23 protein-coding genes, 1 tRNA gene and 1 pseudogene are annotated in these 21,149 nt (G+C 63.3%); 16 read left to right on the top strand and 9 right to left on the bottom strand.

Annotated elements, in window-relative coordinates; all coding sequences use genetic code 11:
* Window positions 1-37: 37 nt before the first annotated feature.
* The 4 genes from hslR to AB0310_RS07350 form a co-directional block, all read right to left on the bottom strand.
* On the bottom strand, window positions 38-412 hold the full coding sequence (gene hslR, locus AB0310_RS07365) for an Hsp15 family ribosome-associated heat shock protein (RefSeq protein ID WP_187661841.1): 375 nt from the start codon (window positions 410-412) through the stop codon (window positions 38-40).
* Window positions 412-1,080, bottom strand: a complete 669-nt coding sequence (locus tag AB0310_RS07360; RefSeq protein ID WP_366236896.1) for a lysoplasmalogenase family protein — start codon at window positions 1,078-1,080, stop codon at window positions 412-414. Before AB0310_RS07360 ends, hslR begins: the two co-directional genes overlap by 1 nt.
* A gap of 62 nt (window positions 1,081-1,142) precedes the next feature.
* Window positions 1,143-1,598 (bottom strand): hypothetical protein, encoded by a 456-nt coding sequence (locus AB0310_RS07355; protein WP_366236895.1) that lies wholly within the window; start codon window positions 1,596-1,598, stop codon window positions 1,143-1,145.
* Window positions 1,595-2,203 carry a GNAT family N-acetyltransferase gene (locus tag AB0310_RS07350; protein ID WP_366236894.1) on the bottom strand — a complete coding sequence of 203 codons (609 nt, stop codon included), beginning with the start codon at window positions 2,201-2,203 and terminating at the stop codon, window positions 1,595-1,597. Before AB0310_RS07350 ends, AB0310_RS07355 begins: the two co-directional genes overlap by 4 nt.
* Window positions 2,204-2,392: 189 nt before the next feature.
* On the opposite strand from AB0310_RS07350, the gene AB0310_RS07345 reads away from it, so the two are divergent.
* A tRNA-Pro gene (locus AB0310_RS07345) sits at window positions 2,393-2,466 on the top strand.
* 191 nt (window positions 2,467-2,657) lie between these two features.
* Here AB0310_RS07345 and AB0310_RS07340 read toward each other — a convergent pair.
* Window positions 2,658-2,900, bottom strand: a complete 243-nt coding sequence (locus AB0310_RS07340) for a tyrosine-type recombinase/integrase (RefSeq protein ID WP_366236893.1) — start codon at window positions 2,898-2,900, stop codon at window positions 2,658-2,660.
* A 140-nt stretch (window positions 2,901-3,040) separates the two neighbouring features.
* Here AB0310_RS07340 and AB0310_RS07335 point away from each other — a divergent pair, with 140 nt between their 5' ends.
* The 11 genes and pseudogenes from AB0310_RS07335 (at window position 3,041) to AB0310_RS07285 (ending at window position 11,673) form a co-directional block, all read left to right on the top strand.
* The gene (locus tag AB0310_RS07335) at window positions 3,041-4,351 is read left to right on the top strand and encodes an AAA family ATPase (RefSeq protein ID WP_366236892.1); all 1,311 of its coding nucleotides are present in this window, start codon (window positions 3,041-3,043) and stop codon (window positions 4,349-4,351) included.
* Between the two features lie 823 nt (window positions 4,352-5,174).
* A complete protein-coding gene (locus AB0310_RS07330) occupies window positions 5,175-6,239 on the top strand; it encodes a tyrosine-type recombinase/integrase (RefSeq protein ID WP_366236891.1) in 1,065 nt (354 codons plus the stop codon).
* Between the two features lie 61 nt (window positions 6,240-6,300).
* Window positions 6,301-6,675: a hypothetical protein gene (locus AB0310_RS07325; protein WP_366236890.1), complete on the top strand. Its 375-nt coding sequence runs from the start codon at window positions 6,301-6,303 to the stop codon at window positions 6,673-6,675.
* Window positions 6,672-7,529: a hypothetical protein gene (locus tag AB0310_RS07320; protein WP_366236889.1), complete on the top strand. Its 858-nt coding sequence runs from the start codon at window positions 6,672-6,674 to the stop codon at window positions 7,527-7,529. Before AB0310_RS07325 ends, AB0310_RS07320 begins: the two co-directional genes overlap by 4 nt.
* Window positions 7,526-7,912, top strand: a complete 387-nt coding sequence (gene acpS, locus AB0310_RS07315) for a holo-ACP synthase (RefSeq protein WP_366236888.1) — start codon at window positions 7,526-7,528, stop codon at window positions 7,910-7,912. The genes AB0310_RS07320 and acpS overlap by 4 nt, the downstream gene beginning before the upstream one ends.
* Window positions 7,905-8,045: pseudogene (locus AB0310_RS07310) on the top strand (helix-turn-helix transcriptional regulator); the annotation flags it as partial. The gene acpS and the pseudogene AB0310_RS07310, both read left to right, overlap by 8 nt.
* Window positions 8,041-8,202 carry a hypothetical protein gene (locus tag AB0310_RS07305; RefSeq protein ID WP_366236932.1) on the top strand — a complete coding sequence of 54 codons (162 nt, stop codon included), beginning with the start codon at window positions 8,041-8,043 and terminating at the stop codon, window positions 8,200-8,202. The pseudogene AB0310_RS07310 and the gene AB0310_RS07305, both read left to right, overlap by 5 nt.
* 70 nt (window positions 8,203-8,272) lie before the next feature.
* Window positions 8,273-9,391, top strand: coding sequence for an ImmA/IrrE family metallo-endopeptidase (locus tag AB0310_RS07300; RefSeq protein WP_366236887.1), 1,119 nt, complete (start codon window positions 8,273-8,275; stop codon window positions 9,389-9,391).
* Window positions 9,391-10,068 (top strand): C1 family peptidase, encoded by a 678-nt coding sequence (locus tag AB0310_RS07295; RefSeq protein WP_366236886.1) that lies wholly within the window; start codon window positions 9,391-9,393, stop codon window positions 10,066-10,068. Before AB0310_RS07300 ends, AB0310_RS07295 begins: the two co-directional genes overlap by 1 nt.
* A complete protein-coding gene (locus AB0310_RS07290) occupies window positions 10,065-10,664 on the top strand; it encodes a dTMP kinase (protein ID WP_366236885.1) in 600 nt (199 codons plus the stop codon). The genes AB0310_RS07295 and AB0310_RS07290 overlap by 4 nt, the downstream gene beginning before the upstream one ends.
* A 13-nt stretch (window positions 10,665-10,677) precedes the next feature.
* A complete protein-coding gene (locus AB0310_RS07285; RefSeq protein ID WP_366236884.1) occupies window positions 10,678-11,673 on the top strand; it encodes a thymidylate synthase in 996 nt (331 codons plus the stop codon).
* Here the strand turns inward: AB0310_RS07285 and AB0310_RS07280 are convergent.
* The gene (locus AB0310_RS07280; RefSeq protein WP_366236883.1) at window positions 11,645-12,685 is read right to left on the bottom strand and encodes a nucleotide kinase domain-containing protein; all 1,041 of its coding nucleotides are present in this window, start codon (window positions 12,683-12,685) and stop codon (window positions 11,645-11,647) included. The genes AB0310_RS07285 and AB0310_RS07280 overlap by 29 nt on opposite strands.
* A 370-nt stretch (window positions 12,686-13,055) precedes the next feature.
* Here AB0310_RS07280 and AB0310_RS07275 point away from each other — a divergent pair, with 370 nt between their 5' ends.
* Window positions 13,056-14,312 (top strand): hypothetical protein, encoded by a 1,257-nt coding sequence (locus tag AB0310_RS07275; protein WP_366236882.1) that lies wholly within the window; start codon window positions 13,056-13,058, stop codon window positions 14,310-14,312.
* Between the two features lie 314 nt (window positions 14,313-14,626).
* On the opposite strand, the gene AB0310_RS07270 is transcribed toward AB0310_RS07275, so the two are convergent.
* From AB0310_RS07270 to AB0310_RS07260, 3 genes are all read right to left on the bottom strand, one after another.
* Window positions 14,627-15,316, bottom strand: coding sequence for a hypothetical protein (locus AB0310_RS07270; protein WP_366236881.1), 690 nt, complete (start codon window positions 15,314-15,316; stop codon window positions 14,627-14,629).
* Between the two features lie 5 nt (window positions 15,317-15,321).
* Window positions 15,322-15,978: a hypothetical protein gene (locus tag AB0310_RS07265; protein ID WP_366236880.1), complete on the bottom strand. Its 657-nt coding sequence runs from the start codon at window positions 15,976-15,978 to the stop codon at window positions 15,322-15,324.
* A gap of 580 nt (window positions 15,979-16,558) precedes the next feature.
* The gene (locus AB0310_RS07260) at window positions 16,559-17,197 is read right to left on the bottom strand and encodes a TetR/AcrR family transcriptional regulator (RefSeq protein ID WP_366236879.1); all 639 of its coding nucleotides are present in this window, start codon (window positions 17,195-17,197) and stop codon (window positions 16,559-16,561) included.
* Between the two features lie 72 nt (window positions 17,198-17,269).
* Between AB0310_RS07260 and AB0310_RS07255 the strand changes: the two genes are divergently transcribed.
* From AB0310_RS07255 to AB0310_RS07245, 3 genes are read left to right on the top strand one after another with little or no spacing between them, the layout of a single operon-like run.
* Window positions 17,270-18,313: an agmatine deiminase family protein gene (locus AB0310_RS07255; protein ID WP_366236878.1), complete on the top strand. Its 1,044-nt coding sequence runs from the start codon at window positions 17,270-17,272 to the stop codon at window positions 18,311-18,313.
* Window positions 18,310-20,031, top strand: coding sequence for an amidase (locus tag AB0310_RS07250; RefSeq protein WP_366236877.1), 1,722 nt, complete (start codon window positions 18,310-18,312; stop codon window positions 20,029-20,031). The genes AB0310_RS07255 and AB0310_RS07250 overlap by 4 nt, the downstream gene beginning before the upstream one ends.
* Window positions 20,028-21,131 (top strand): C45 family autoproteolytic acyltransferase/hydrolase, encoded by a 1,104-nt coding sequence (locus tag AB0310_RS07245; RefSeq protein ID WP_366236876.1) that lies wholly within the window; start codon window positions 20,028-20,030, stop codon window positions 21,129-21,131. Before AB0310_RS07250 ends, AB0310_RS07245 begins: the two co-directional genes overlap by 4 nt.
* Window positions 21,132-21,149: the final 18 nt, after the last annotated feature.

Raw genomic sequence — 21,149 nt, 5'->3', positions numbered from 1 at the left:
TTCGATTTTAGAACATATGTTCGAATCAAGGAAGGGTTCAGTCCTGTTGTATATCGCCTCGTCCGCGAAGGCGATCGATGTCTCGACGTTCCCGCTTCGTAGGTCGTCCGGCGCCGCGGTCCCGGACGCCGAGGGCTGCCTGCGGCTCGCGTTCCGGCGTTCGGTCTTCGTACGCGAGGGCGGCCAGCGGCGCGCCCACACGCTTGACGAGGATCTGGCGCACGATCAGGATCCGATCGAAGCCCGCGATGCGGATGCGGAGCTCGTCGCCCACGCGGACCGCCTGCGCGGCCTTCGCCTTGTCGCCGTTGACGCGCACATGCCCCGCGCGGCATGCGGTGGTCGCCGCGGACCGGGTCTTGTAGACGCGCACCGCCCAGAGCCAGCTGTCCACCCGCGCGCTGTCGACCATCAGGCGGCCCTCCGCTGCAGGGAGACGAGGGCGCCGGCGACGATCAGGCCCTGGCCGAGCGTGTAGGTGAGCATCACGGCGGGGCTGCTCCAGGCCGGAAGGGCATCCGGAAGGAAGAGCCGGAAAGCGAGGATCGTGTCGCTCGCCAGGAAGAACGCGCCGCCCGTCGCGACCAGCGGATGGCATCGTGCGGCGAACGCGGCGGTGCCCGCGAGGAGCAGACCATACAGGGCGACGCCGATGAGGAGCGGGCCCGTGTGTGGGCCGAGGACGAGGATCATCGCGAGCCACCAGGCGGCGTAGATCGCCGTCCACCACGGCAGCCGGCGGCGCGCCAGGTGGCGGGCGAAGAGGACGATGTAGGCGATGTGCGCGAGACCGAAGAAGCCCAGCATGAGCGGAAGCTCGGGTGCCGCGGGGAACAGCGCGCCCGCGCCGTCACCCAGCCACGAGAAGAGCAGGGCGACGAGGAGGAGGGCCACCGTGACGGGCGGGTGGATCCGTCGCGCCGCCACGAGGACCGGCACCGCGAGCAGCGGCATGAGCAGCAGCTTCGTCGGCCCCGCGAGGTCGTGGCCGAGCGCGAGAAGCACAACGTGCAGGAGAGAGACCACGACGTACGGCACGAACGCCCACACGATCGCGGGAGGGAGGGTGCGGCGCTGCATCCCTCCATCGTATGACCGGAGGGGCATGTCGTCTCGAAGGCGGTCGATCGGACCGGGCCGACTCAGGACTCGACGGTGACCGTGGCCACGGCGCCCTCGCCATCGAGGTGCACGGCGGGCCAGTAGCCCTCCGGGAAGTGCTCGCCGCAGGTGTCCGTGAAGTGGAGGACGACGGTGCCGTCGGCTCCGGCCTCGATGGTCTCGAGCTCCAAGTCGTCGGCCGCCTCGTCGAGCTCGGCGGGGGCGGGTTCTCCGGTGCTGAACGTCGTGACCACGGCGTCCGAGGCGACGCGGCTCAGTCCCGGGAGCGCGGCGACGACTGTGCGCAGCCGGGGGAGCAGCGGCGCGACCTCGTCCGGCGACGCGCCCTCGACCATCAGCTCGTAGGTGCGGCCGTCGACTTCGACGCTGCCGACGAACCAGTCGTGGGTGAGGACGGAACCGTCGTCGAGTTCGGAGGTCGCCCGGTGGAGCGGTCCGAGGTCGGGATCATCGAGAGAGGAGTTCGCGACGCTCATGCCTTCACGCTATCGCTCTCGTTCGGTGTGATTTTCAGGGCGACGAGCACGCGCCCCGGCTTCATCACCGCCTTCTCCGTGAAGCCGGCGCGGAGGAACGTCCCGAGTGTGCCGTGGTACAGATCGTTCGCCCGCTGCTTCTCGCCATGGGTGTCGACGGGATACCCCTCGATGAGGCGGGCGCCCGACTCCCGGGCGAACGCGATCGCGGCGTCGAGCAGCTCCGCGTTGAGCCCGGTGCCCCGATGCTCCCTGCGGACGACGAAGCAGGTGACCGCCCACACGGATTCGTCGTCGAACGGCTCGGTGCTCGACGCGGCGATCATTCGGGTGCGGGGGATCCGGGCCTGACGGGTGCGCGGTCCGATCCGGATCCAGCCCGCGGCCTCGCCGTCGACGTACGCGACCAGTCCCGGAGGGGGAGCCTCGTCGATCTCGGCGCGGAACATCTCGGTGCGCTGAGGCGTGGTGGTCTGATTCCAGTCCTTGTTCGGCAGCACCGGCCAGATGCACTGGCAGCTCGCCCCGTCACCGCCGCCGGTGAGCGCGTGCTGCACGTCATCCCAGTGGGCGGTCGTCGCCAGCGCGGTCGTGATCGTCGACATGCAGGCGACGGTACAAGCAGCTTCCGACACCCCGCAACGCCTCGGTTCGCGAGAGGGCCGCGGGTGCGGCTAAGATAGGGGAGTTGCTTGCGCGAGAGTGCAGAACAACGGGCTGTGGCGCAGCTTGGTAGCGCACTTGACTGGGGGTCAAGTGCGGTAACGACTCGGTACGGCTCGAAAATAGAACAACGGGATGTGGCGCAGCTTGGTAGCGCACTTGACTGGGGGTCAAGGGGTCGCAGGTTCAAATCCTGTCATCCCGACAGAAAAGCCCAGGTGAGAGCAGGTTTCTCACCTGGGCTTCGTCGTTTCTGTTGTCCTTTTCGGAGGGGTTTATGGAAGCATCCGTTCGCGGGTGCTGATGCCTTTCGGGACGCGTCGATTGCGGCTGTTGCGACGAGCCGGGACCTGGCCGGGACCTGGAGCCCGTTTTGGGCCGCGATCGGCCGCCTTTTCATCGCCGAGGTGCCGTCGTCCGCTCGGGGTTTTCGTGTCCGTCGAGGAACGCGTTGGCTCGTGCGGCGGCGTCGGTGAGGTGCCTGGTGTCGGGGTGGAGGTAGCCGCGGGTCGTCTCGATCGATTTGTGGCCGAGGACGCCTTGGAGGACATGGAGCGGGATGCCAGCGTCGGCGAGCCAGGTCGCTCCGGTGTGACGCAGCCCGTGCCGGGTGAGGCTGGGTAGCTCGAGCTCGGTCACAAGCTGATCCCACTTGGTGGCATCTCGCACGGATGCTGTGGTGAGTACGCCACCTCGGGGCCAGTAAGTAGCCGCTCGTCGGTTTCACGGTCGTGGGTGAGGCGTTCCAGGACGGGTGTGAGGGCTTGCAGGATGGGGACGTGGCGGATGTCGCGGCCCTTCAAGCGTACCGCGAACGCATTGCCGCGCTGCGTTCACAGATCGCCCAGAAGCATGCTTCGCCCTTCGGCGTCCTTGAAATTGACCAGCTCCCTGGTGTGGTCTCCATTAGCCTTGAGCCGCTCAACGACGTCCTCAAGCAGCACAACACCCGGTCTGCCTCGTACCAAGAAGCCGTGAACGATGCTGCACGCAGGGTCGAACAAGCACGCCTGGCATCGATCGTTGCCGACTACCGCGCGCACCTCGCGGAGGCTAAAGAGCAGTCTGAGTCCGCAGATGAGCTCCAAAAGGAACAAACAGACCTCTCCGCAGAACGCGAACGCATCAACGTAACGGACCTTGACCCCTCACCATTGGCGGAGGAGCTGACGCGAGATGTGGCAAGCCTCCTCGGTCGCGACGAACTCGTTTTCGCCAAACAAGACGACAGATACTCGATCCAACGCAACGGTAAGCCTGCAACGGCGCTCAGTGAAGGCGAACAGACAGCCATTTCCCTGCTCTACTTCCTGTGCAGCCTGCGTGATGAAAAGACCCGCAACATCAACGCGACCGTCGTCATTGACGATCCCGTTTCGAGCCTCGACCAAGAGATCTTGGTTGGTGCGTCCAGTCACCTCTGGAGCACGTTGGTCGGCAATAGCTCTCAACATCAGGTGATCCTGCTCACCCACAGTTTTGAGCTCTTCCGTATGTGGAGTAACCAGCTCGACCGATTGCCTCCGAGCGTCAAGAAGGACTGCAAGTACTCGATCTATGAGCTCCGAGCCCGCTACCAGAACCGCCCCGACGGAACCGCGCGCCGCCGTCCAACGATGATCTCGTGGACAGACGAGAAACTGCGAAAGAAGCTTCGCTCCCAGTATCACTACCTCTTCTGGCGTGTCGCTGACGTTCTCCGCACCGATGCCACCGAAGGAGACCTCGCCACAGAGCTCGAGGCAAGCGCGATCATTCCCAATGCAGCGCGGCAGATGCTTGAGGCATTTCTCGCTTTTAAGTACCCCAGCAAGATCGGCGACTTCGAAGGTTCTATGCGCAGAGCGTTTGAAGCCAAGGCCGTCGCCGACCCCCTGCGCCAACGAGTCACTCGATTCGTTCATCGCCAATCACACAACGAAGAAGCCGACATCAGCAAACCTGTCAGGATCGGTGAAGCAATCACCGTCTTGCGTGCAGCATTCGAGTTTATTAACGCAGTCGACCCCGATCACTTCGACGAAATGTGCGCGGCCCTCGATCTCAACGCCGCCGAGATCCTTGGCACATCGGACGTCGCTGGCGTTTAGCCTCGTGCGAGCTTGCGCCCGACGCGACGAGTACTGGGCCTGAACTCGACATCTGCCCGCTTCAACGCCCGCGCCATACCATCGAGTGACCCACGCCGAGTTCCCGTGCGATCTCACGCGTCGTCAGCCCCGACTAATAGCTGCGAACGGCTTGAGTGACCTGGGCGTCTTCCGGCTCTTGACGACGGATCCTGACAGCAGCATCCACGAGCAGATCCCGCACCGTATCCTGCCCAACCGATACTCATGTGCGATCGAGACCAGCGACGCCCGGACTGGTACGCCGCGACTATCGCCTGCAACGTGTCAGGGGTGGCCGGGGTTCCAGCCGTCTCAAGCGGCGTCACCACCGGCCCACGAACATCACTTAGAGGCACAACTAGACTGGAAACCGATACGCCCTGACCGTCGGAAGACCCTCGTAAAACCAACGATTTCAAGGTGACGAACGAGGATTACAGTCTTGTCCCGGTTGGGGCACTCAATGAGTGATGTTGTAACCCAGGGCTGACTTCGCGAGCATCACCCTCGCCGTGCGCTTATTCAGATCGTCAAAGTGGATTCCAGCCATGGATGATCGTCTCCGTGACGGGGTATGCACGAGGAGAATAGACCGCATCCCAGACTTGAATGATGCAACAACAACTCCACAGCGCAAGGCCCTCACAGAGCTCTGCCCCGCACGAGATCTCGGAGGTGTGCGTTCGTGGCTAGACCCCGCACCCCGATTGGCACCTTCGGCAGCATCACCACCACGCGCACACCAGGCGGACGCTACGTCGCCCGCACCCGATACCGCGATTGGGACGGGAAGAGTAGACACGTGCAAACCACCGGCGCGACAAGGCCCTCAGCCGAACGCTCGCTGAAGAAAAAACTCGCCGAACGCGATCTATTCCAGCCCGGCTTCACTGGGATGACCGCCGACAGTCCCTTCCCGGCGCTGGTGTCGTACTGGCTGGAAGACATGGACCTCGAAGACCGACTCTCCAGGACGACGAGGCTGCTCTATGAACGCAACATGCGTACCCTTGTTCTGCCGTTCTTCAAAGACGTCACTCTCCGTGAGATCGGCGTCGCTCGCTGCGACTACTTCCTCAAACAACTCGCGAAACAGAGCTACAACAGGGCACGCCAAGCCCGCGTCGTCCTCCGCCTCGCCCTTGCACTCGCGGTGCGCCACGAGGTTCTACCGCGCAACCCAATGGATCACGTCTCCAGGCTCCGTCGCCCAGTCCGCACCCCGGACATCTTCTCGTGGGATGAGCTCAAAGCCATCCGTGTAGGTATCAGCGCGTGGGAGCATCGACCGATCAAGGCGGGACCGAGACCGGACGGACAGCTCGGGCAGGTTGTGGAGGTCATGCTCGGCACCTCAGCACGCATTGGTGAAGTCCTCGCAATCCGCCTTGGCGATCTCGACCTGGACGTGCCGATACCGTCGGTGCGGATATCTGGAACGATCGTGAGTCGGAGGGGTGAACCCACCCACCGCCAAGATCACCCGAAGACTGCCCGCTCCGTTCGCCGGGTCGCGCTTCCCGGGTTTACGCTCCGTGCCATCCGCGCACGGATCGAGAAGATCCGATTCACCCACCCCGACACCCTGCTGTTCTCCACTCGCGTCGGAACACCGCACACGACGAACAACATCCGCAGACAGCTTCGCGACGTGATGGAGCAGGCCGGAGTGCCTGACGTCACTCCGCACCGGTTCCGCCGAACCGCAGCAACCGCGATCAACGAGATCGGGGGACTGCAACTCGCCTCCGAACTCCTCGGGCACAGCGATCCCTCGATCACGCGAGAGCACTACATCCGCCGCAACGAGACAGTGAATCCTGTCACTGCGGAGTTCCTGGAGCAGGCGTTTGGGAGGGCAAGCTGATCGCCGACAGCCCGATGTCGGGATGCTTGACAAGCATGTCGGAATATCCGACAATAGCTACATGACAAACAACGCAATGCCCGCACCCGGCAGGGGTGTAGAGCAATCGCCACTCGCCACGCCCGCCAGCGTGCCGGGTGGCGTGGTTTACGACACTTTGGGGATGCCGATGACCTTGCTCGCAGCGAAGGCCATGAGTAAAGGTCAGATCCAGTCCGCTCTCAGTCGATCCCTTGCAAAGCTCCACCACGAACCGGTCTCGTCTGTTAGCCCGACGGGGTTGATGGATTCGATCGAGGTGGTGTTCCTACTGGGGCGCTACTACAAGGAGCTAGACCGGAAGCCGCCCAACCTGAGCAAGATCGACCGTTCTCGGTGGTCGACCTTGGAAGGCGTAGCCGATGTGCTGCACACGACGATGGGAGCTCTGTCATGAGTTTGCATATCTCGACTCAGTTCCTGTCTGATGCGTGGATAGAGGTTCTCGCAGCGGTGAACGCCGAGACCGGAGGTACCGCGACTCATGCTCTCGTGTCGATTAGTGACCCGCAGGCAGGTGCCTGGGACGAAGTCACCGGTGTCGTTGACGGAGCCCTCGCGACTCGCTCAAAACACGCAGTAGCCACCGTCGCAAACACGATCTTCCCTGCGGCCGTATACAACGACCCTGGGTTTGAGTGGTCAGCGGACCTTCCTGAAGAGGGAGTATCGCAGCTCGACGAGGCAGCGGATGAGCTCTATGCGACCTATCTTGAGCTGCTCCCAACGCTTCAACAGGTGTACGCGAACCAGGGAGGTACATATTTTTCTCGCATGATCTCTTGGCCTGGAAAGACCTCCACGGGCGTTAACCAGTTGGCGACCAGGATTGAGGCGCTTCGCAAAGAGAACCAGCAACGACGGCGAGCGTCCAACTTCAGTGACATATCGGTTGCCGGTGAAGCGGACGATGCTGGTGGAGTGCTCGAAGAGTTTGCAGTCTCTGATAACCGCACCCGCGGTTTTCCTTGCCTCGTACACGTCGACATCAGCGTTCGTGGCGGAGCTTTGTCCATCTTGGGCGTGTACCGTCATTGGCACCTCATTACGCGTGGCTACGGCAACCTAATTGGCCTGGCTCGTCTTCAAAGCTTCCTCTGCCAGCAGACGGGGTACCGTCCGGGCGAACTGGCAGTCATAGCTGGCCACGCTAATGCTGAACGCGGGGACTACTCGGGCAAAGCTGGTGTCGACCGGATTCTGTCAGATGCGGCTGCCGTCCGACAGCAAACGCAGGCGGTATCAGCGTGAGTATCGCGGCAATAGCGACGGGGGTCGACCTCGTCGACTGCGCTCGCATAGCTCGCATGCTAGAGGAAGACGACACGTTCCTCGATATTGCGTTTACAGCCCTCGAGCAAGAAGACGCGGCCGCAGATCCAGCCCGCCTCGGCGCGCGCTGGGCTGCGAAGGAAGCAACAATGAAAGCGCTCGGGAGAGGAATCGGCAGCATTGCGCTGCTCGACATCGAAGTGCAACGAGACGCCTACGGAGCACCCAACCTGATACTGACCGGGGCTGCGCAGGAACGCGCCGAGGAACTCGGCATAACGGACTGGAGCGTCGCACTGAGCCATGAAAGTGGGTTTGCGGTGGCATTCGTACTCATGATGAAAGGAGAACGTAGTGTCTGAGAACGAGCTGAATATTGTTGCCTCTCGTATTCGGGAGGCCCGAGAGTCGCTCGGACTAACTCAGGAAGAGGTTAGTGGGGCTCTCGGCGTCCCCCGGACCAGTGTGCACGCGATGGAGACTGGCAAACGTGGCGTTTCTGCGCTGGAACTCCGGCGACTTGCCCGGTTGTATCGACGACGAGTCGAATGGCTCCTGGGCGAGGAGGCAGATGCTCCTGTCGCTGCTGCTGATGGTGCGCTGTATCGCGCGACTCGTGATCTCTCAGATGAGGATAAAGACCAAGTTCTGAGGTTCGCCGAGTTCCTCGCGGCCGGAGCATCCCCGCGAGGGGCGCGTCCCGCTCCAGGGGATGATGGCGCATGACCCGCCTGGCCGCCGTCCAAGCAGCAAGCAACGCGCTCAACGAACTCCGGTTGGATCAGTCCGAGCCGATAGATCCGTTCGAAGCGATCGAGGCCTCGGGGCTCGAGCTTCGGTTTCGGCCACTGAAAGATCTCCTCGGAGCAGTTCTGCCGGGAAATCCTGGAGGAGTGCTGATCAACAGCGACCGCCCTGCCACTCTGCAGCGCTACACGGCTGCACACGAGCTTGGGCATTGGTACATGGATCAGGACGTGCTCAGCGTGGATAACGAGGACGCTGTGCTCGGCCAGCATCGCTCTGGTTCCCGCGAACTTAATGCGCAAATCTTCGCGGCCCATTTCTTGATGCCGCTCGAACTGCTGTACCCAACCGCACGCCGCTACGGGATCACTTCCAGAAGCCGCGTGGAACCGGAACAGGCCTATCAGGCAGCACGCGACATGCATGTCAGCTACGAAGCAGCAGTCCGGCAACTCACAAACACCAAGCACATCTCAGCAGAGAACTCAGCCGCACTCCTCAAAGCGCGGCCAGCGGCGATCAAGCGCAAGCTCGCTGACGGCATGGAGCTTCCTAACGCGCGCGGAGAGGTCTGGATCCTGGACCACCCGCATGATCGTGCCGAGATCAATGCGTTTGTTGGCGATGCGATTGTCCTGCGGCTCACCGAGCGTCCCTCCACTGGCTATCGATGGTGCGCCGAGGAGACACACGCAACTATCCACCCGTTCCGTCCTGCACCGCGGCCATTCCGAGAGGGCACGGCCTTCACAGAAACGGATTCTGCGACGGGAGGGGAAGTCATCGCCTTCCCCTCGACGAACACATCATCTGAGGTAGCCACCCTCCTGCTCGACCACGTCGTCGGCGAGTCATACCACGCTGGAACCTCGCTCATCGGAGGAGCCGTCACACGAGTAGTCGCCTACAGTGCAGAAGCACCTGGAGAAGACTCAATTCGACTGACTCAGATTCGACCAGGCCGACCAGACACTCCGGTCGATCGGCTCGACGTCACCGCACTCGTGCGTGGCGCACCAGAGGTCGAATTCCGTCAACGCCTGCTTGCTGCGTTCATGCGCGACGAGCAAGACGGCGTGGACTGGGGGCAGTAATGCGGAAAGACGTTGACCTTCGCTCATTCATCGGGCCGGATATTCTCGATCAGGGTCTCCGGCCAACCTGTGTTGTCGTCGCGTCTTCCGCAGCCCATGAGGCGCTTCGCGCCTCGAACGATCATTTCGCCCCCGAAGCTCTTTGGTGGCAGGCCACCAAAGCTGGGCTCACCTCAGATCAAGGCATGCTGCTCAACAGCGTCGACCCGGCGCTCCGACGCCACGGGCAGCCTGCGCTCGCATCGTGGCCCTACAACCCTCATCTTGGAGCAGGCACCGAAGACCCGCCGTCCGATCTCAGCCAGCCCCCGTGGTTGCGCGCTGAGCTGCACGACCTATCACTGCTCCACGACGGAGACGAAGAGCCGCTGGAAGAAGCACTCTCTCGAGATCGCCCTGTGATTCTGGTCTTGGAAGTTACCGATGAGCTGCTTCTCCCTGGAGAGGACGGCATCGTTGCTGTTCCAGATGTGCGCACAAGTGCGGGCGGCTACCATGCCGTCGTCTGCGTCGGCGCGGCCAACCACCCTTCTAAAGGTCGATTACTGCTCGTCAAGAACAGTTGGGGAGAAGAGTGGGCGCTTGGCGGCTACTGCTGGCTTCCCACCGCCTACCTCATCGGATTTGCTGTTCAAGCTGCCACCATCAACAACGTCTCAACGGAGAGTCGACTATGACCACCATCACCCTCGAACCCGGCACCCTCATCGTCCTTGAAGGTCTTGACAAGACCGGCAAGAGCACCCAGTCTCAGGCACTGCAACACGTCCTGGATCCATCAACGACGCGGCATATCCACATGCCAAGCGGTCTCAGCGTCTTCACCGACGAGACCTACAGCATGCTCGAGTCGCCGCTCCGAGCTCCAGCATCCGGCGTTGCAAAGCAACTCGCCCACCTTGCGTGCCACGCAGAGAGCGTCCCGCACATCCAAGAGCTCCTAACCAGCCAAGCGGTCATTCTCGACCGCTGGTGGTGGTCAACCCTCGCCTATGGGTGGTACAGCGGAGACTTCCCAGCCGCTGGTGTCACCGAGTACGCATTCCGGAACCTGATCGACAGCATCTGGACTCCGCTCACCGCATCAGTCGTATTCCTCTTCGACAAGCCATACGAGGAGGACGCAAACAACTCCAACCCCATCCTCACGGGATATCAGGAAATAGCTGACGCGAACCCCGAACTCACCGTTCGCGTGCCACAAGGAGACCCCGGAACAGTAACCGATCTGATCATCGCAGAGCTCCGAAAACGCGATCTACTCGCCGGATAGTTAGACCGCGACCATGCCAAATTTCACCTCCATCGACGATGCCTTCACCGGCATGCTCCAGCTCCTGCTCGACGAAGGCACATCTGTCGCAAGCCGCAACGGTGGAACCACCGAGCTCGCTGCGCAGTCCATCGCCATCAAGCGTCCGACGGAAAGGTTCCTCCATACCCCTGGGCGAAACAACAACCCCTTCGCCGCGATCGCCGAAACGATGTGGGTAATCGCGGGACGAAACGACCTCGCCTACCTCACGCCATACCTCAAACGTGCACCTCAGTATTCCGACGACGAGGGCATCACCTGGCGAGCAGGGTACGGTCCTCGACTTCGTAACTGGCACGGCGTCGACCAGATCACCGCAGTGAAGGATCTTCTCGAGAAATCCGCTGACACCAGGCGCGCCGTGATCACTCTGTTTGACCCTGCGCTCGACTATCAGGACAGCGCAGATATACCTTGCAACAACTGGCTGCACTTTCTCATTCGTGACGGTCAGCTCCACCTCAACGTCGTGGCACGGAGTACAGATCTCTGGTTCGGCTTCTCGGCCATCAACGCCTTTGAGTGGAGTGTGCTCCAGGAGATGCTGGCTCGCTGGCTTCACGTCAGCGTCGGAACCATGACGTTCTTCACCTCCTCGCTACACCTCTATGACGATCATCTTGACCGAGCCCGCGCCGTCCTATCTAGCACCTCCCGCAGTAACACTCTCGCCAGAAGTGACGACAGCTACCGCTATGACACTGAGTGGCAAGACGCTATGACCGCACATAACCACTGGATGGAGCTCGAAGCGCAGCTCCGCGCAGGGGCTGATCTCAGTGAACTCGATGTACGCCTTCAGGATCCGCTACTGCTCGCCTACATTCGTGCGATCGACATCTTCTGGGCGTTCAAGCGCGGAACACCTGTGCAAGAACTTGAGACTCGCCTGCAAGTACTGGGCGACAGCGATGTTGCCAGTGCGGCCAGAGAGTTTCTCAGCCGCCCGCAAGCACAAGACCACTAGCACTCGGCTGTGTCGCCACTGACGAAGACCGCATCTCGAAGGTTTCGTCACGAAGTGGGCCCGAGGCAGAAGTGCGAACCGCAGCGTTGATTCCCCACTTGGGCGGGAAGAAGGGTGTCGCGAGCTGGGAGTGTGTGGGCGTGTACTTCTGCTTGATGCGCGTCCTCGCCCCCACGCCGGAGGCGTCTGGATGCGCCACCCTCGCATACTTATCCGTCTCGCAGAACAGATTCTGGCAATCGATTAACGCCAAAGAGCGGCCGAACAGGTCCTGAAAATCAAAACCATACCGACCGAACTCATCCTCCTGGTGATCCACCATCCAACGGATCACATCCTCGGCAGAGAGACCATCAGTATCTACGAAACACTTAGCGACACCGCTCCGCGCTCCGGGACCGGCCACAACGAACTCGTTCTCGTCAAAGTCGACGAGCGAAGAATAATTCACATCGATAGTCAACTGGAACGCCAGGAATGGACCCAGTGAGGGATAGCTCAGGAGAATCTCGTATACCTCCTGCAGGCTCCGTGCTCCGGCGATCTCATCCGCAGCTCCCGACGCCAACATGTGTTCTATGAGGCGCAAATGGTTCAGATGCTTGCGGCGAGCGCCAAATGGTGGCGGCGGAATGATGTATGCGGGCGAGTAAACACGCTCACCCCTCGACATCGCTTGTTCCAGGACCTTATCGACCACGGGAATATCGAATTCGTCCATCGAAACGTTCCCGAGTGCTCCTTCGATTAGGTTCCACGTATCGGGTTTGTTGAAGAAGCGAAACAGCAGCGTCCTCAATAGCAGGTCTTCTGCTTCCTGTGAGCCCTCGTACTGAAGACGGATAAGCTCTTGGGAGACTCGATCGGCTGCTCTATAGGCGTTGGTGAAGCGGTGGGTGCTGAGAATCGTGTCTTTGGACCAGGGGCCGTCGTCACCGGCGAGCCGTCGGTGGTAGATCCGCTGCCGCTCAGTCGCAACGTGCCAGTAGCTTCGCAGTACGTCGCTGGCCACCAGGGTGCGTGATCCGACGCGTATCGATCTCATCGCGCCTCCCGCCGCCTAGACCCAGATCGCCACACGCGTCCGAACGTTACAAGGTTGTACGCTCCGGGCGCGCGGCCGATGCCGTCAAGTCCCATGCTACGGGCTGGGTTCCGGAGAAGGGTGGAGGGAGACCGTGTGTCTTCGCCGCATAGATACGGCACCCTCCCGGAACCGGTTCAGGGGACAGCTGAACATGCTCCTTGCCTATCTCAATCGGATGCGTCGTCTCGCGCAGTCTGTTTGTCCGTCCTGGTCGGTAGGCGTGAATCACTGTTCGCGCAACATAGAAGCGACCTAGATCAGCAGAGGAGTCTCTCCCAAGGTTAAGCTAGCGCCGATGGAAGAACGATCAGAGGTTGAGCTCCCGGGTGCTCCATCCGACTACGCACGCCTCACCGCGGCCAAGTGGCAGCGCCGGTCATTCGATCAATGGGATGAGGATTCGAGCGCGCCCGGATCGATGCGGCGTGTTCAGTCAGAGGACTTCACTTCGTCGGTCTTGACCGTATTCAAGGACCTTGTTTCTGGCATTGGTCAAGCCAGTGAAGTCGTCGAGGCTCTCGAACCGACACTCTCGCGATGTGACGCGCTGGACTTCAACGATGTTGGGTCGACACTGGCCTACCTGCTGTGGCATCAGGCTGACCGATACCATCGGGTCGTGGAGTCCCTCCACACGTTGTTCCGTCTGGGTGTCCTTCCGATTGCGCGACCGGGTAGATCTCTGCGAGTCCTTGAGGTGGGCTCGGGGCCAGCGCCCGCGACATATGCCGCGACGCACTACTACCATGCGCTGGGGCGGTGGGCTGGAGAGCGCGACGATGGATTTACGAGCTCAATCTCGGTTGAAGCCAGCACCATTGATCGCGGTAGTGCTTGGGGGCCGCTGGTTCATAGGCTTTCGGAGACCATGATGGCGGCCGGTAATCGTGCATCAGCCGTGAACCTGTTTGCGACGACATACGACAACCTCGTAGGGTTCGACCCGATGTTTCTGCATACGCAGGAGCGAGAGCGCGTGAAAAACCAACTGGTCGAGCAGGAGCCTTTGGATCTCTACTTCGGCGACGATGTGGATTACGACGCCGAGGCTGCTGCTCATGCGCCGCCGTCCGCTTATGACTTGATCGTGGTGGCGAACTTTCTCACAAACTCGTCGATGATGGATCAGCTTGAGGCTGATCTTGAAGTCTTGGCAAGGTCTCTTGTGCCTGGCGGTGTACTACTAACGTTGAGCGGCACTGGGCCGGAGTATGTGGGCTTGTGGGAGCGTTTCAAGATGTTGCCCAGCGTGAGAAGGCTGGACCACGTTGCCAACGAGCGTGTGCAGCCACACTCTGACGTGAAGACTCGTCGACTCATCTCGGAGGGCTTGCTCGACGGGATTCGCCACTTGTCGGCCGTATCTCAAGTCTCCTTCGCCGACCTTGGGCTTCCGCCGGATGTCTACCGAGCGCTTGAAGTCACGAATGCGGAGGACTTCGTCGTGTCTGATGGAGTGTGGTACCCATCCTTCGCGCTTCACGCGTTCAAACGCGGAAACAGGGCGATCTCGCCGAAAGAGCAAGCCCGCATGGCAAAGCGACGTCGCTAGTTCCTGGTCGATGCCACCTTGAATCGCTGCGGCACAGATGGGTCTGCTGCACGGATAGGTGACATCTGATCTGGCTTGCCTGGGAGGGCGGGCCTGGAAGGATGTTGCTGTGCCTGAGGCAGGGGACGCCCTAGCGCCCCTCTGCGGCGGCTTCCAGCGGGCGCTTTAGGAACGAGAACGATCTCGCTATGAGCGCAGATCCAGTGTTTGCCCAACCCTCTACAGGTCACCGCCGTGTGTATGCAGTTACGAGGTCAATACCGTCACTTTTTGTGAAGGTATTGACAGCCCCTGATGGAGGCGGGGCGGGATTGTCAATCGCGTTCGTTGGTGGGGCGGAGGCCGCGTAGTTGGTGCTCGACCTCGTCTACCCAGATGCGGCGTTCGTGTGCGAGTTGACGTCGCCGCTGTTTGTTGACTGATGCCAGCGTCGGCATCAATTCGAATGCTTCTGCGATGTAGCGAGGTATCTGATCGGGTTCTCCGCCAGTGGCGTTGAGTAGTACGGCGATGGTTTCGACTGGCGCTGCACCGTTTTGTAGGAGCCGGTCGATCTCCCGGGCGTCTTTCTCGCCTTTCTCTGTGTCTGGGCGGTCGAGGAGCGCGGCGATCTTGGTTGCGGTGTGGGCGTGGATGTTGAGCAGTCGCCATCCCTTTACCGGTGCGGGTTCCGTGTGAGCGATGAGCTTCTCGACTTTAAGTCGCAGTTTGGTGCCCAGCGCTGATTCCCCGGGGATGTAGGCATCGACGTGCACGCCGTCTTTGGTGCCGCGCCCCTTGCGTCCGCCGCTGTGGATGGTGTTCTCGCTGTAGTCGGGCAGAACGTCCCTGAGTTTCTGACGGATCTGGGGATCCATGATGATGAGGTCGATATCGCGGCTGACGTCGCCGCCGACTCGCATCTGTGTGGCCCATCCGCCGATGAGGATCGATGGTTCCAGGTCGTAGCCGAGGTGGTCGAGCAATCCTTGAACGCGTCCGAGTTCGTCTTCGGTCAGAATCATCGCGGCTACTCCTGGTCCCAATCGCGTTTAGCTATGAATTTCTCGTTGAGCGCTAACCGGAACTCAGAGGCTTGCCATCCGGGAGTGGCGAACAGGTCCGCATAGGTCTGCGCGAAGGGGGTGTGGTCTGGCCAGGTGCGTGCAGCTCGAGGGTCTGCACGCAGGAGCGTAACGTTGCCGCGGTCGCGACCGTACCCGGTGTGGCGATCAACGTCCATGCGCGACAACATGTCGTCTATGGCCGAGGCCGCCAGGCTGTCTCGGAGGTAGAGCACATGTTCGGAGTAGTCAGACACGGTGTTTACTCCGCCAAGCAAGCTCACCGCTGCGGCGGCACCGCCGAGGATCACACCGTGGTCGGGGAGCGAGTCAAGAAGGTGGTGAAGATCGTTGCTATCCAACGTCAGCGCTGCGTGGGTGTCGGTCATGATGCTGCGTGCAGCACAGAACAGAGTGAGCACCTTCTCCGGGTTCACGACGGTGAAGCCTGCGTGGTGCTGCTGGATGGCCCCGATTTCGATCAGTCGGCGTAGCGCGTAGGAGGCAGTCGTGGAGGCAACGCCCGCGCGAAAAGCGAGGTCATCGACGTTGTCCCATCGGCGTTGCGCGCCCATGACAGCAGCATCAACGAGCTCGCGCCACACCAGCTCATTCTTCTTCACCGTCCGACCTCTCATCCGATCTACAACTTTTCCTGCGAACTAGTCTACAACTTTTCTTGCGAACAGGTTCATAAGTTTTCTTGTGAACGCTGAACCATCGTTCCCGAGATCGTGTCGTGACGTCCGAGGGGCGGCGTAGGCTTCGACCGAGTCTGTCGCTCCGTCTTCGCCCAGGGTCCCATCGATTCGCGCGTGCATGTCGTGCAACGCGGTGTCCCCGAGCTCGTGATTCGAGTCGTACCTGATGGTGGGGGAGGCACCTGTTGAGCCTCTTATAAACCCCACATAAACCCCTGACGGATCTGTCGAAAGCTACCAAGAGCCGGGACCTGGCCGGGACCTGATGCATGCAAACCATGCAATCCATGACGTGAAATGGGACCGTTTGAGGGGCAGAGAACCCCGGAAAATCAAGGATCTGGGCTGAACCGTCTACCTGGGGGTCAAGGGGTCGCAGGTTCAAATCCTGTCAGCCCGACCATTTGAGGGCCGGAATCTCGCAAGAGGTTCCGGCCCTTCTGCCTTCCCGGGATCGCCGAGGGCACGAAGAGGGCACGCCTTATGCGGCCCTCCGCGACCGTCAGCGCGTGGGAAGGTGCTCCGCGATCTTCCCCGGGGCCGCGCCGACCAGAGTCTCGCAGGCCTGTGCCAACCGGGCGGCGAACAGCGCGGCGTCGGTACGGCGGGTGAGCGCATGTGCTGCGATGCCGTCGATCATGGCGAGGATCTGCCAGGCCACGGCATCCGTGTCATCCGTGCGGAACACGCCGGAGCGCCGGCCCTCCTCGATGAGCTGCGCGATGAACGACTGCCAGGCGCTCATCTGCTCGTCGATGGTCACCGACAGCGCTGCGCTGCCGCGGCCGAGGGACCAGGCGTCCACCCACACGAGCGTGATGTCGTCGTGGCCGCTGCTGAGGACCGTGGAGATCATCCGTGCCATCCGTGCCGCCGGCTCGCTCTCGGTCTCGGCCTGGGTGCGGACGTCGTCCAGTTCGGATGCCGTCAGCTCGCGGAAGGTGCGCGCGACCAACTCGTCCATGCTCGATGCGTAGTGCGAGACGAGCCCCGGCGCCACCCCTGCCCTGCCGGCGACCGCCCGCAGCGTCAGCGCGGACAGTCCCTTCTCCCTGGCGATCGCGATCGCGGCGTCGTAGATCTCGCCGGCGCGCTGCTCCGGCGTTTTCCTGGTTCGGGGACGCGTATCGGGTGTTGACATGGTGCCTCCAGTGTAGGAACATTCCTGTATTGGCCATGCGACCAACAAGCCGTTGTCGGCAAAGGAGATGACATGGGCTGGCGGATGCCGCACGAGGGCGAACGGCACGAACGCACCTGGATGGCGTTTCCGCGCGTGGGCGTCACCCTGGGCGACGGTGCTGCCTGGCGCGACACGGCGTACCGCGCGTGGACCGACGTCGCGCTGGCGATCGCCGAGTTCGAACCGGTCACGATGGTCGTGGACCCGACCGAGATGGCGCGGGCGCGGGACATGCTCGGCTCGGCCGTTGAGATCGTCGAGTCGCCGCTGGACGAGTTCTGGATGCGCGATTTCGGCCCGACCTTCGTCCTCGACGACGACCGGCCGGGCTCCCTCGGCGCGGTCGACTGGATCTTCAACGGCTGGGGTGCGCCCGCGTGGGCCGAGTGGCAGGTGTCGGCCGGCGTCGCGCGCATCGTCGCCGCACACGTCGGAGCCGAGCACATCAGTTCGGTGCTCGTGAACGAGGGCGGCGGCATCCACGTCGACGGCGAGGGCACGGTGCTGCTCACCGAGACCGTGCAGCTCGACCCGAACCGCAACCCCTACGCCGACAGAGGCCGCGTCGAAGCCGAACTCGCACGCACGATCGGCGCGACCACAGCCATCTGGCTGCCGCGAGGCCTCACGCGTGACTACGACGAGTTCGGCACCAACGGGCACGTCGACATCGTCGCCGCGTTCGCCGCTCCGGGCCGGGTGCTGCTGCACCGCCAGGACGACGCGGGACACCCCGACCACGTCGTCACGCGGGAGCTGAAGGCGTTCCTGCAGGATCAGACGGATGCCGCGGGCCGCCCGCTCGAGATCATCGACGTCCCGGCCCCCGAGACCCTCCGCGACGACGAGGGCTACGTGGACTGGAGCTACATCAACCACCTCGTGGTGAACGACGCCGTGATCGCCTGCGGGTTCGGCGAGGACGCCGCCGATGCCCGTGCGCGGGACATCCTCGGAGCCGCGTACCCCGGGCGACAGATCGTGACCGTCGACGCGCGCCCGATCTTCGCGCGCGGCGGCGGCATCCACTGCATCACCCAGCAGCAGCCGGCCACGAGCGAGGTGCCCGCATGATCGACGTGGTCGAAGCATCCATCGCGGACCTGCGGCGAGCGCTCGAGACCGGTGCGGCTACGAGCGTCGCGCTGGTGCAGGCTTATCTCACCCGTATCGACGCGTACGACGCACCCGGCACCGAGACCGCGCTCAACGCGGTCGTCGTCCGCAACCCCGACGCCCTCGCCGAAGCAGCGGCGTCCGATGCCCGCAGGGCGGCCCGGCACTTGCTCGGCCCGCTGGACGGCATCCCGTACACGGCCAAGGACAGCTACCTCGTCGCAGGGCTCACCGCGGCATGCGGTTCCCCGGCGTTCGCGGATCTGGTCGCGCAGCGGGACGCGTTCACGATCGAACGGCTCAGGGCCGGCGGGGCGATCTGCCTCGGCCTGACCAACATGCCGCCGATGGCGAACGGCGGGATGCAGCGCGGTGTGTACGGACGGGCGGAGAGTCCGTACAGCGCCGACTGGCTGACCAGCGCATTCGGATCCGGCTCCTCGAACGGATCGGGCACCGCGACCGCCGCGAGCTTCGCTGCCTTCGGCCTCGGCGAGGAGACCTGGTCGAGCGGTCGGGCGCCGGCGTCGAACAACGCCCTCTGCGCATACACGCCCAGCCGTGGCGTCATCTCGGTGCGCGGCAACTGGCCGCTGGTGCCCACGATGGACGTCGTGGTGCCGCATACCCGTACGATGGCCGATCTCTTCGAGGTGCTCGACGTGATCGTCGCCGACGACGCCGACGTCCGCGGCGACTTCTGGCGCGCCCAGCCGTGGGTGCGTATTCCTGCCGCATCCGAGGTGCGTCCGTCGTCGTACCGAGACCTCGCCGCGGCCGACCCTCGTTCCGCTCTCGCCGGCCGCCGCTTTGGGGTGCCGCGCATGTATGTCAATGCCGATCCGGATGCCGGCACCGGCACCACCATCGGAGGCGCGACCGGACAGCGCATCGTCACCCGGGCGTCCGTCATCGACCTCTGGGAGCAGGCACGCCGAGACCTCGAAGAGGCCGGCGCCGACGTGGTCGACGTCGACTTCCCGGTCGTCACCAACTACGAGGGCGACCGCGCCGGTGCGCCGACCGTGAGCACCAGGGGACTGGTGTCCGAGGGGTTCCTGCGCTCCGAGATCGAGGATCTCTCCGCCTGGGCGTGGGACGACTTCCTGCGCGCGAACGGCGACCCCGCGCTCGATCGGCTCGAACTTGTCGACGGCGCGCGCATCTTCCCGCATCCGAGAGGTGCCCTCCCGGATCGCTACACCGGCTTCGATGACGAGATCGCCGGGTATCCGGCCCTCGTCCGCGAGCGCCCGTACGCCTTATTCACCGACATCCCGCATCTCGAGGAGGGTGTGCGCGGGCTCGAGGAGACCCGCCGCGTCGACCTCGAGGAGTGGATGGACGCGCTCGGCCTCGACGCCGTGATCTTCCCCGCCGTCGCCGACGTCGGCCCCGCCGACATGGACGTGAACCCGGCATCCGCCGACGCGGGGTGGCGCAACGGCGTGTGGGTCGCGAACGGCAATCTCGCGATCCGTCATCTCGGCATCCCGACCGTCACGGTGCCGATGGGCACGATGGCAGACATCGGGATGCCGGTGGGTCTGACCATCGCGGGCCGCGGCTGGGACGACACCGCCCTGCTGCGCCTCGCCGCCGCGTTCGAGGCGACCGGCGATCGCCGCACCGCGCCGCCGCGCACTCCCGCTCTTCCCGGAGAGGAACTCTCGTGACGTCGCCCTTCCCGCGCCCGGAGCGGCGCCTGCAGATCACGGCCGATGCCGCGGATCCGCTCCGGCGCGGCGCCGAGCGAGGCATGCAGCTGCGCGCGACTCTGTCCGGCACGATCGCCGCGTATGATCGGCTCTTCCGCCTCGGCGCCGTCGACGAGAAGACCGTGCGCGACGACGCCGAGCGGCTCCTCGACGCGGTCGACGCCCACCGTCCGGCGCTGCGCGCGCAGATCGAGGGCATCGCCGCCGGTGCGGACGTCGAGATCTGGCGCGTCGCAGCATTGAACGGCCGCACGGAGATCCTGTCCCGCAGCGTCGCCGTACCGCCAGGAGAGTGCTCGACCATCGTGCGCTCGATCCGCGATGCGGACGGCCGCGCGCGCACCCTCGGCGTGCAGACGTGGGACTGGCACATGGAGATCGCGCCGTACTGGCACACGATCATCTCTCGCGGCGGTGTCCACGACTATGCCGGGCTCACCGAATGCGGCATCCTCGGCAAGATCGGCGTGAACAGCGCCGGCGTCGCGCTGCACTTCAACATCCTGGGGCATCGGTCCGACCGGCCCGAGGGCATCCCGATGCATGTGCTCGCCGCTCTCGTGCTCGAGGAGGCCTCCAGTGTCGCGCACGCCGTCGAACTGGTGCGCGAGGCGCCGGTCACGAGCTCCGGCTCGTTCGCGCTCTTCGACGCCGCGGGCGACGCCGTGCTGCTCGACATCAGCCCCGAAGGCGTGTTCTCCGCGCCCGCGATCACCGAGGGCACCTGGCTGCGCACGAATCACTTCCTCACCGAAGAACCAGCGGCGCACGAGAAGACCTGGCTGTACCAGCCCGACTCCGGTCAGCGCTGGGACTTCCTGCGGGGCCGACTGCTGTCGGCCGGCGCACCGACGGATGCCGAGCAGCTGCGCGCGATGCTCGTGACCGGCGACGGCGAGCCTCCGGTGACCTGCGTACCCGACCTCGCGCTTCCGATGGGACAGCGGTGGGCCAGCCTGGCCACCGTCGTGCTCGACCCCGCCGGTCGTCGAGCCGACGTGCTCGACGGCACTCCGGCTGAAACCGCCACCCGCCCGCATCTGACGCTCGCGATCTGACCCGATCGAAGGGACCAC

It is taken from the genome of Microbacterium meiriae, assembly GCF_040702565.1.
Classification (GTDB): Bacteria; Actinomycetota; Actinomycetes; order Actinomycetales; family Microbacteriaceae; genus Microbacterium; species Microbacterium meiriae.
This window is presented reverse-complemented; position numbering and strand designations above follow the sequence as displayed.

Bases quoted from the DNA above. Each gene is read 5' to 3' on its own strand.
- AB0310_RS07275 (WP_366236882.1), top strand. From the start codon at position 13,056: ATGGAAGAACGATCAGAGGTTGAGCTCCCGGGTGCTCCATCCGACTAC.
- AB0310_RS07360 (WP_366236896.1), bottom strand. From the start codon at position 1,080: ATGCAGCGCCGCACCCTCCCTCCCGCGATCGTGTGGGCGTTCGTGCCG.
- AB0310_RS07355 (WP_366236895.1), bottom strand. From the start codon at position 1,598: ATGAGCGTCGCGAACTCCTCTCTCGATGATCCCGACCTCGGACCGCTC.
- AB0310_RS07260 (WP_366236879.1), bottom strand. From the start codon at position 17,197: ATGTCAACACCCGATACGCGTCCCCGAACCAGGAAAACGCCGGAGCAG.
- AB0310_RS07270 (WP_366236881.1), bottom strand. From the start codon at position 15,316: ATGATTCTGACCGAAGACGAACTCGGACGCGTTCAAGGATTGCTCGAC.
- AB0310_RS07325 (WP_366236890.1), top strand. From the start codon at position 6,301: ATGACAAACAACGCAATGCCCGCACCCGGCAGGGGTGTAGAGCAATCG.
- AB0310_RS07255 (WP_366236878.1), top strand. From the start codon at position 17,270: ATGGGCTGGCGGATGCCGCACGAGGGCGAACGGCACGAACGCACCTGG.
- AB0310_RS07250 (WP_366236877.1), top strand. From the start codon at position 18,310: ATGATCGACGTGGTCGAAGCATCCATCGCGGACCTGCGGCGAGCGCTC.
- AB0310_RS07285 (WP_366236884.1), top strand. From the start codon at position 10,678: ATGCCAAATTTCACCTCCATCGACGATGCCTTCACCGGCATGCTCCAG.
- AB0310_RS07300 (WP_366236887.1), top strand. From the start codon at position 8,273: ATGACCCGCCTGGCCGCCGTCCAAGCAGCAAGCAACGCGCTCAACGAA.
- AB0310_RS07295 (WP_366236886.1), top strand. From the start codon at position 9,391: ATGCGGAAAGACGTTGACCTTCGCTCATTCATCGGGCCGGATATTCTC.
- hslR (WP_187661841.1), bottom strand. From the start codon at position 412: ATGGTCGACAGCGCGCGGGTGGACAGCTGGCTCTGGGCGGTGCGCGTC.
- AB0310_RS07290 (WP_366236885.1), top strand. From the start codon at position 10,065: ATGACCACCATCACCCTCGAACCCGGCACCCTCATCGTCCTTGAAGGT.
- AB0310_RS07350 (WP_366236894.1), bottom strand. From the start codon at position 2,203: ATGTCGACGATCACGACCGCGCTGGCGACGACCGCCCACTGGGATGAC.
- AB0310_RS07320 (WP_366236889.1), top strand. From the start codon at position 6,672: ATGAGTTTGCATATCTCGACTCAGTTCCTGTCTGATGCGTGGATAGAG.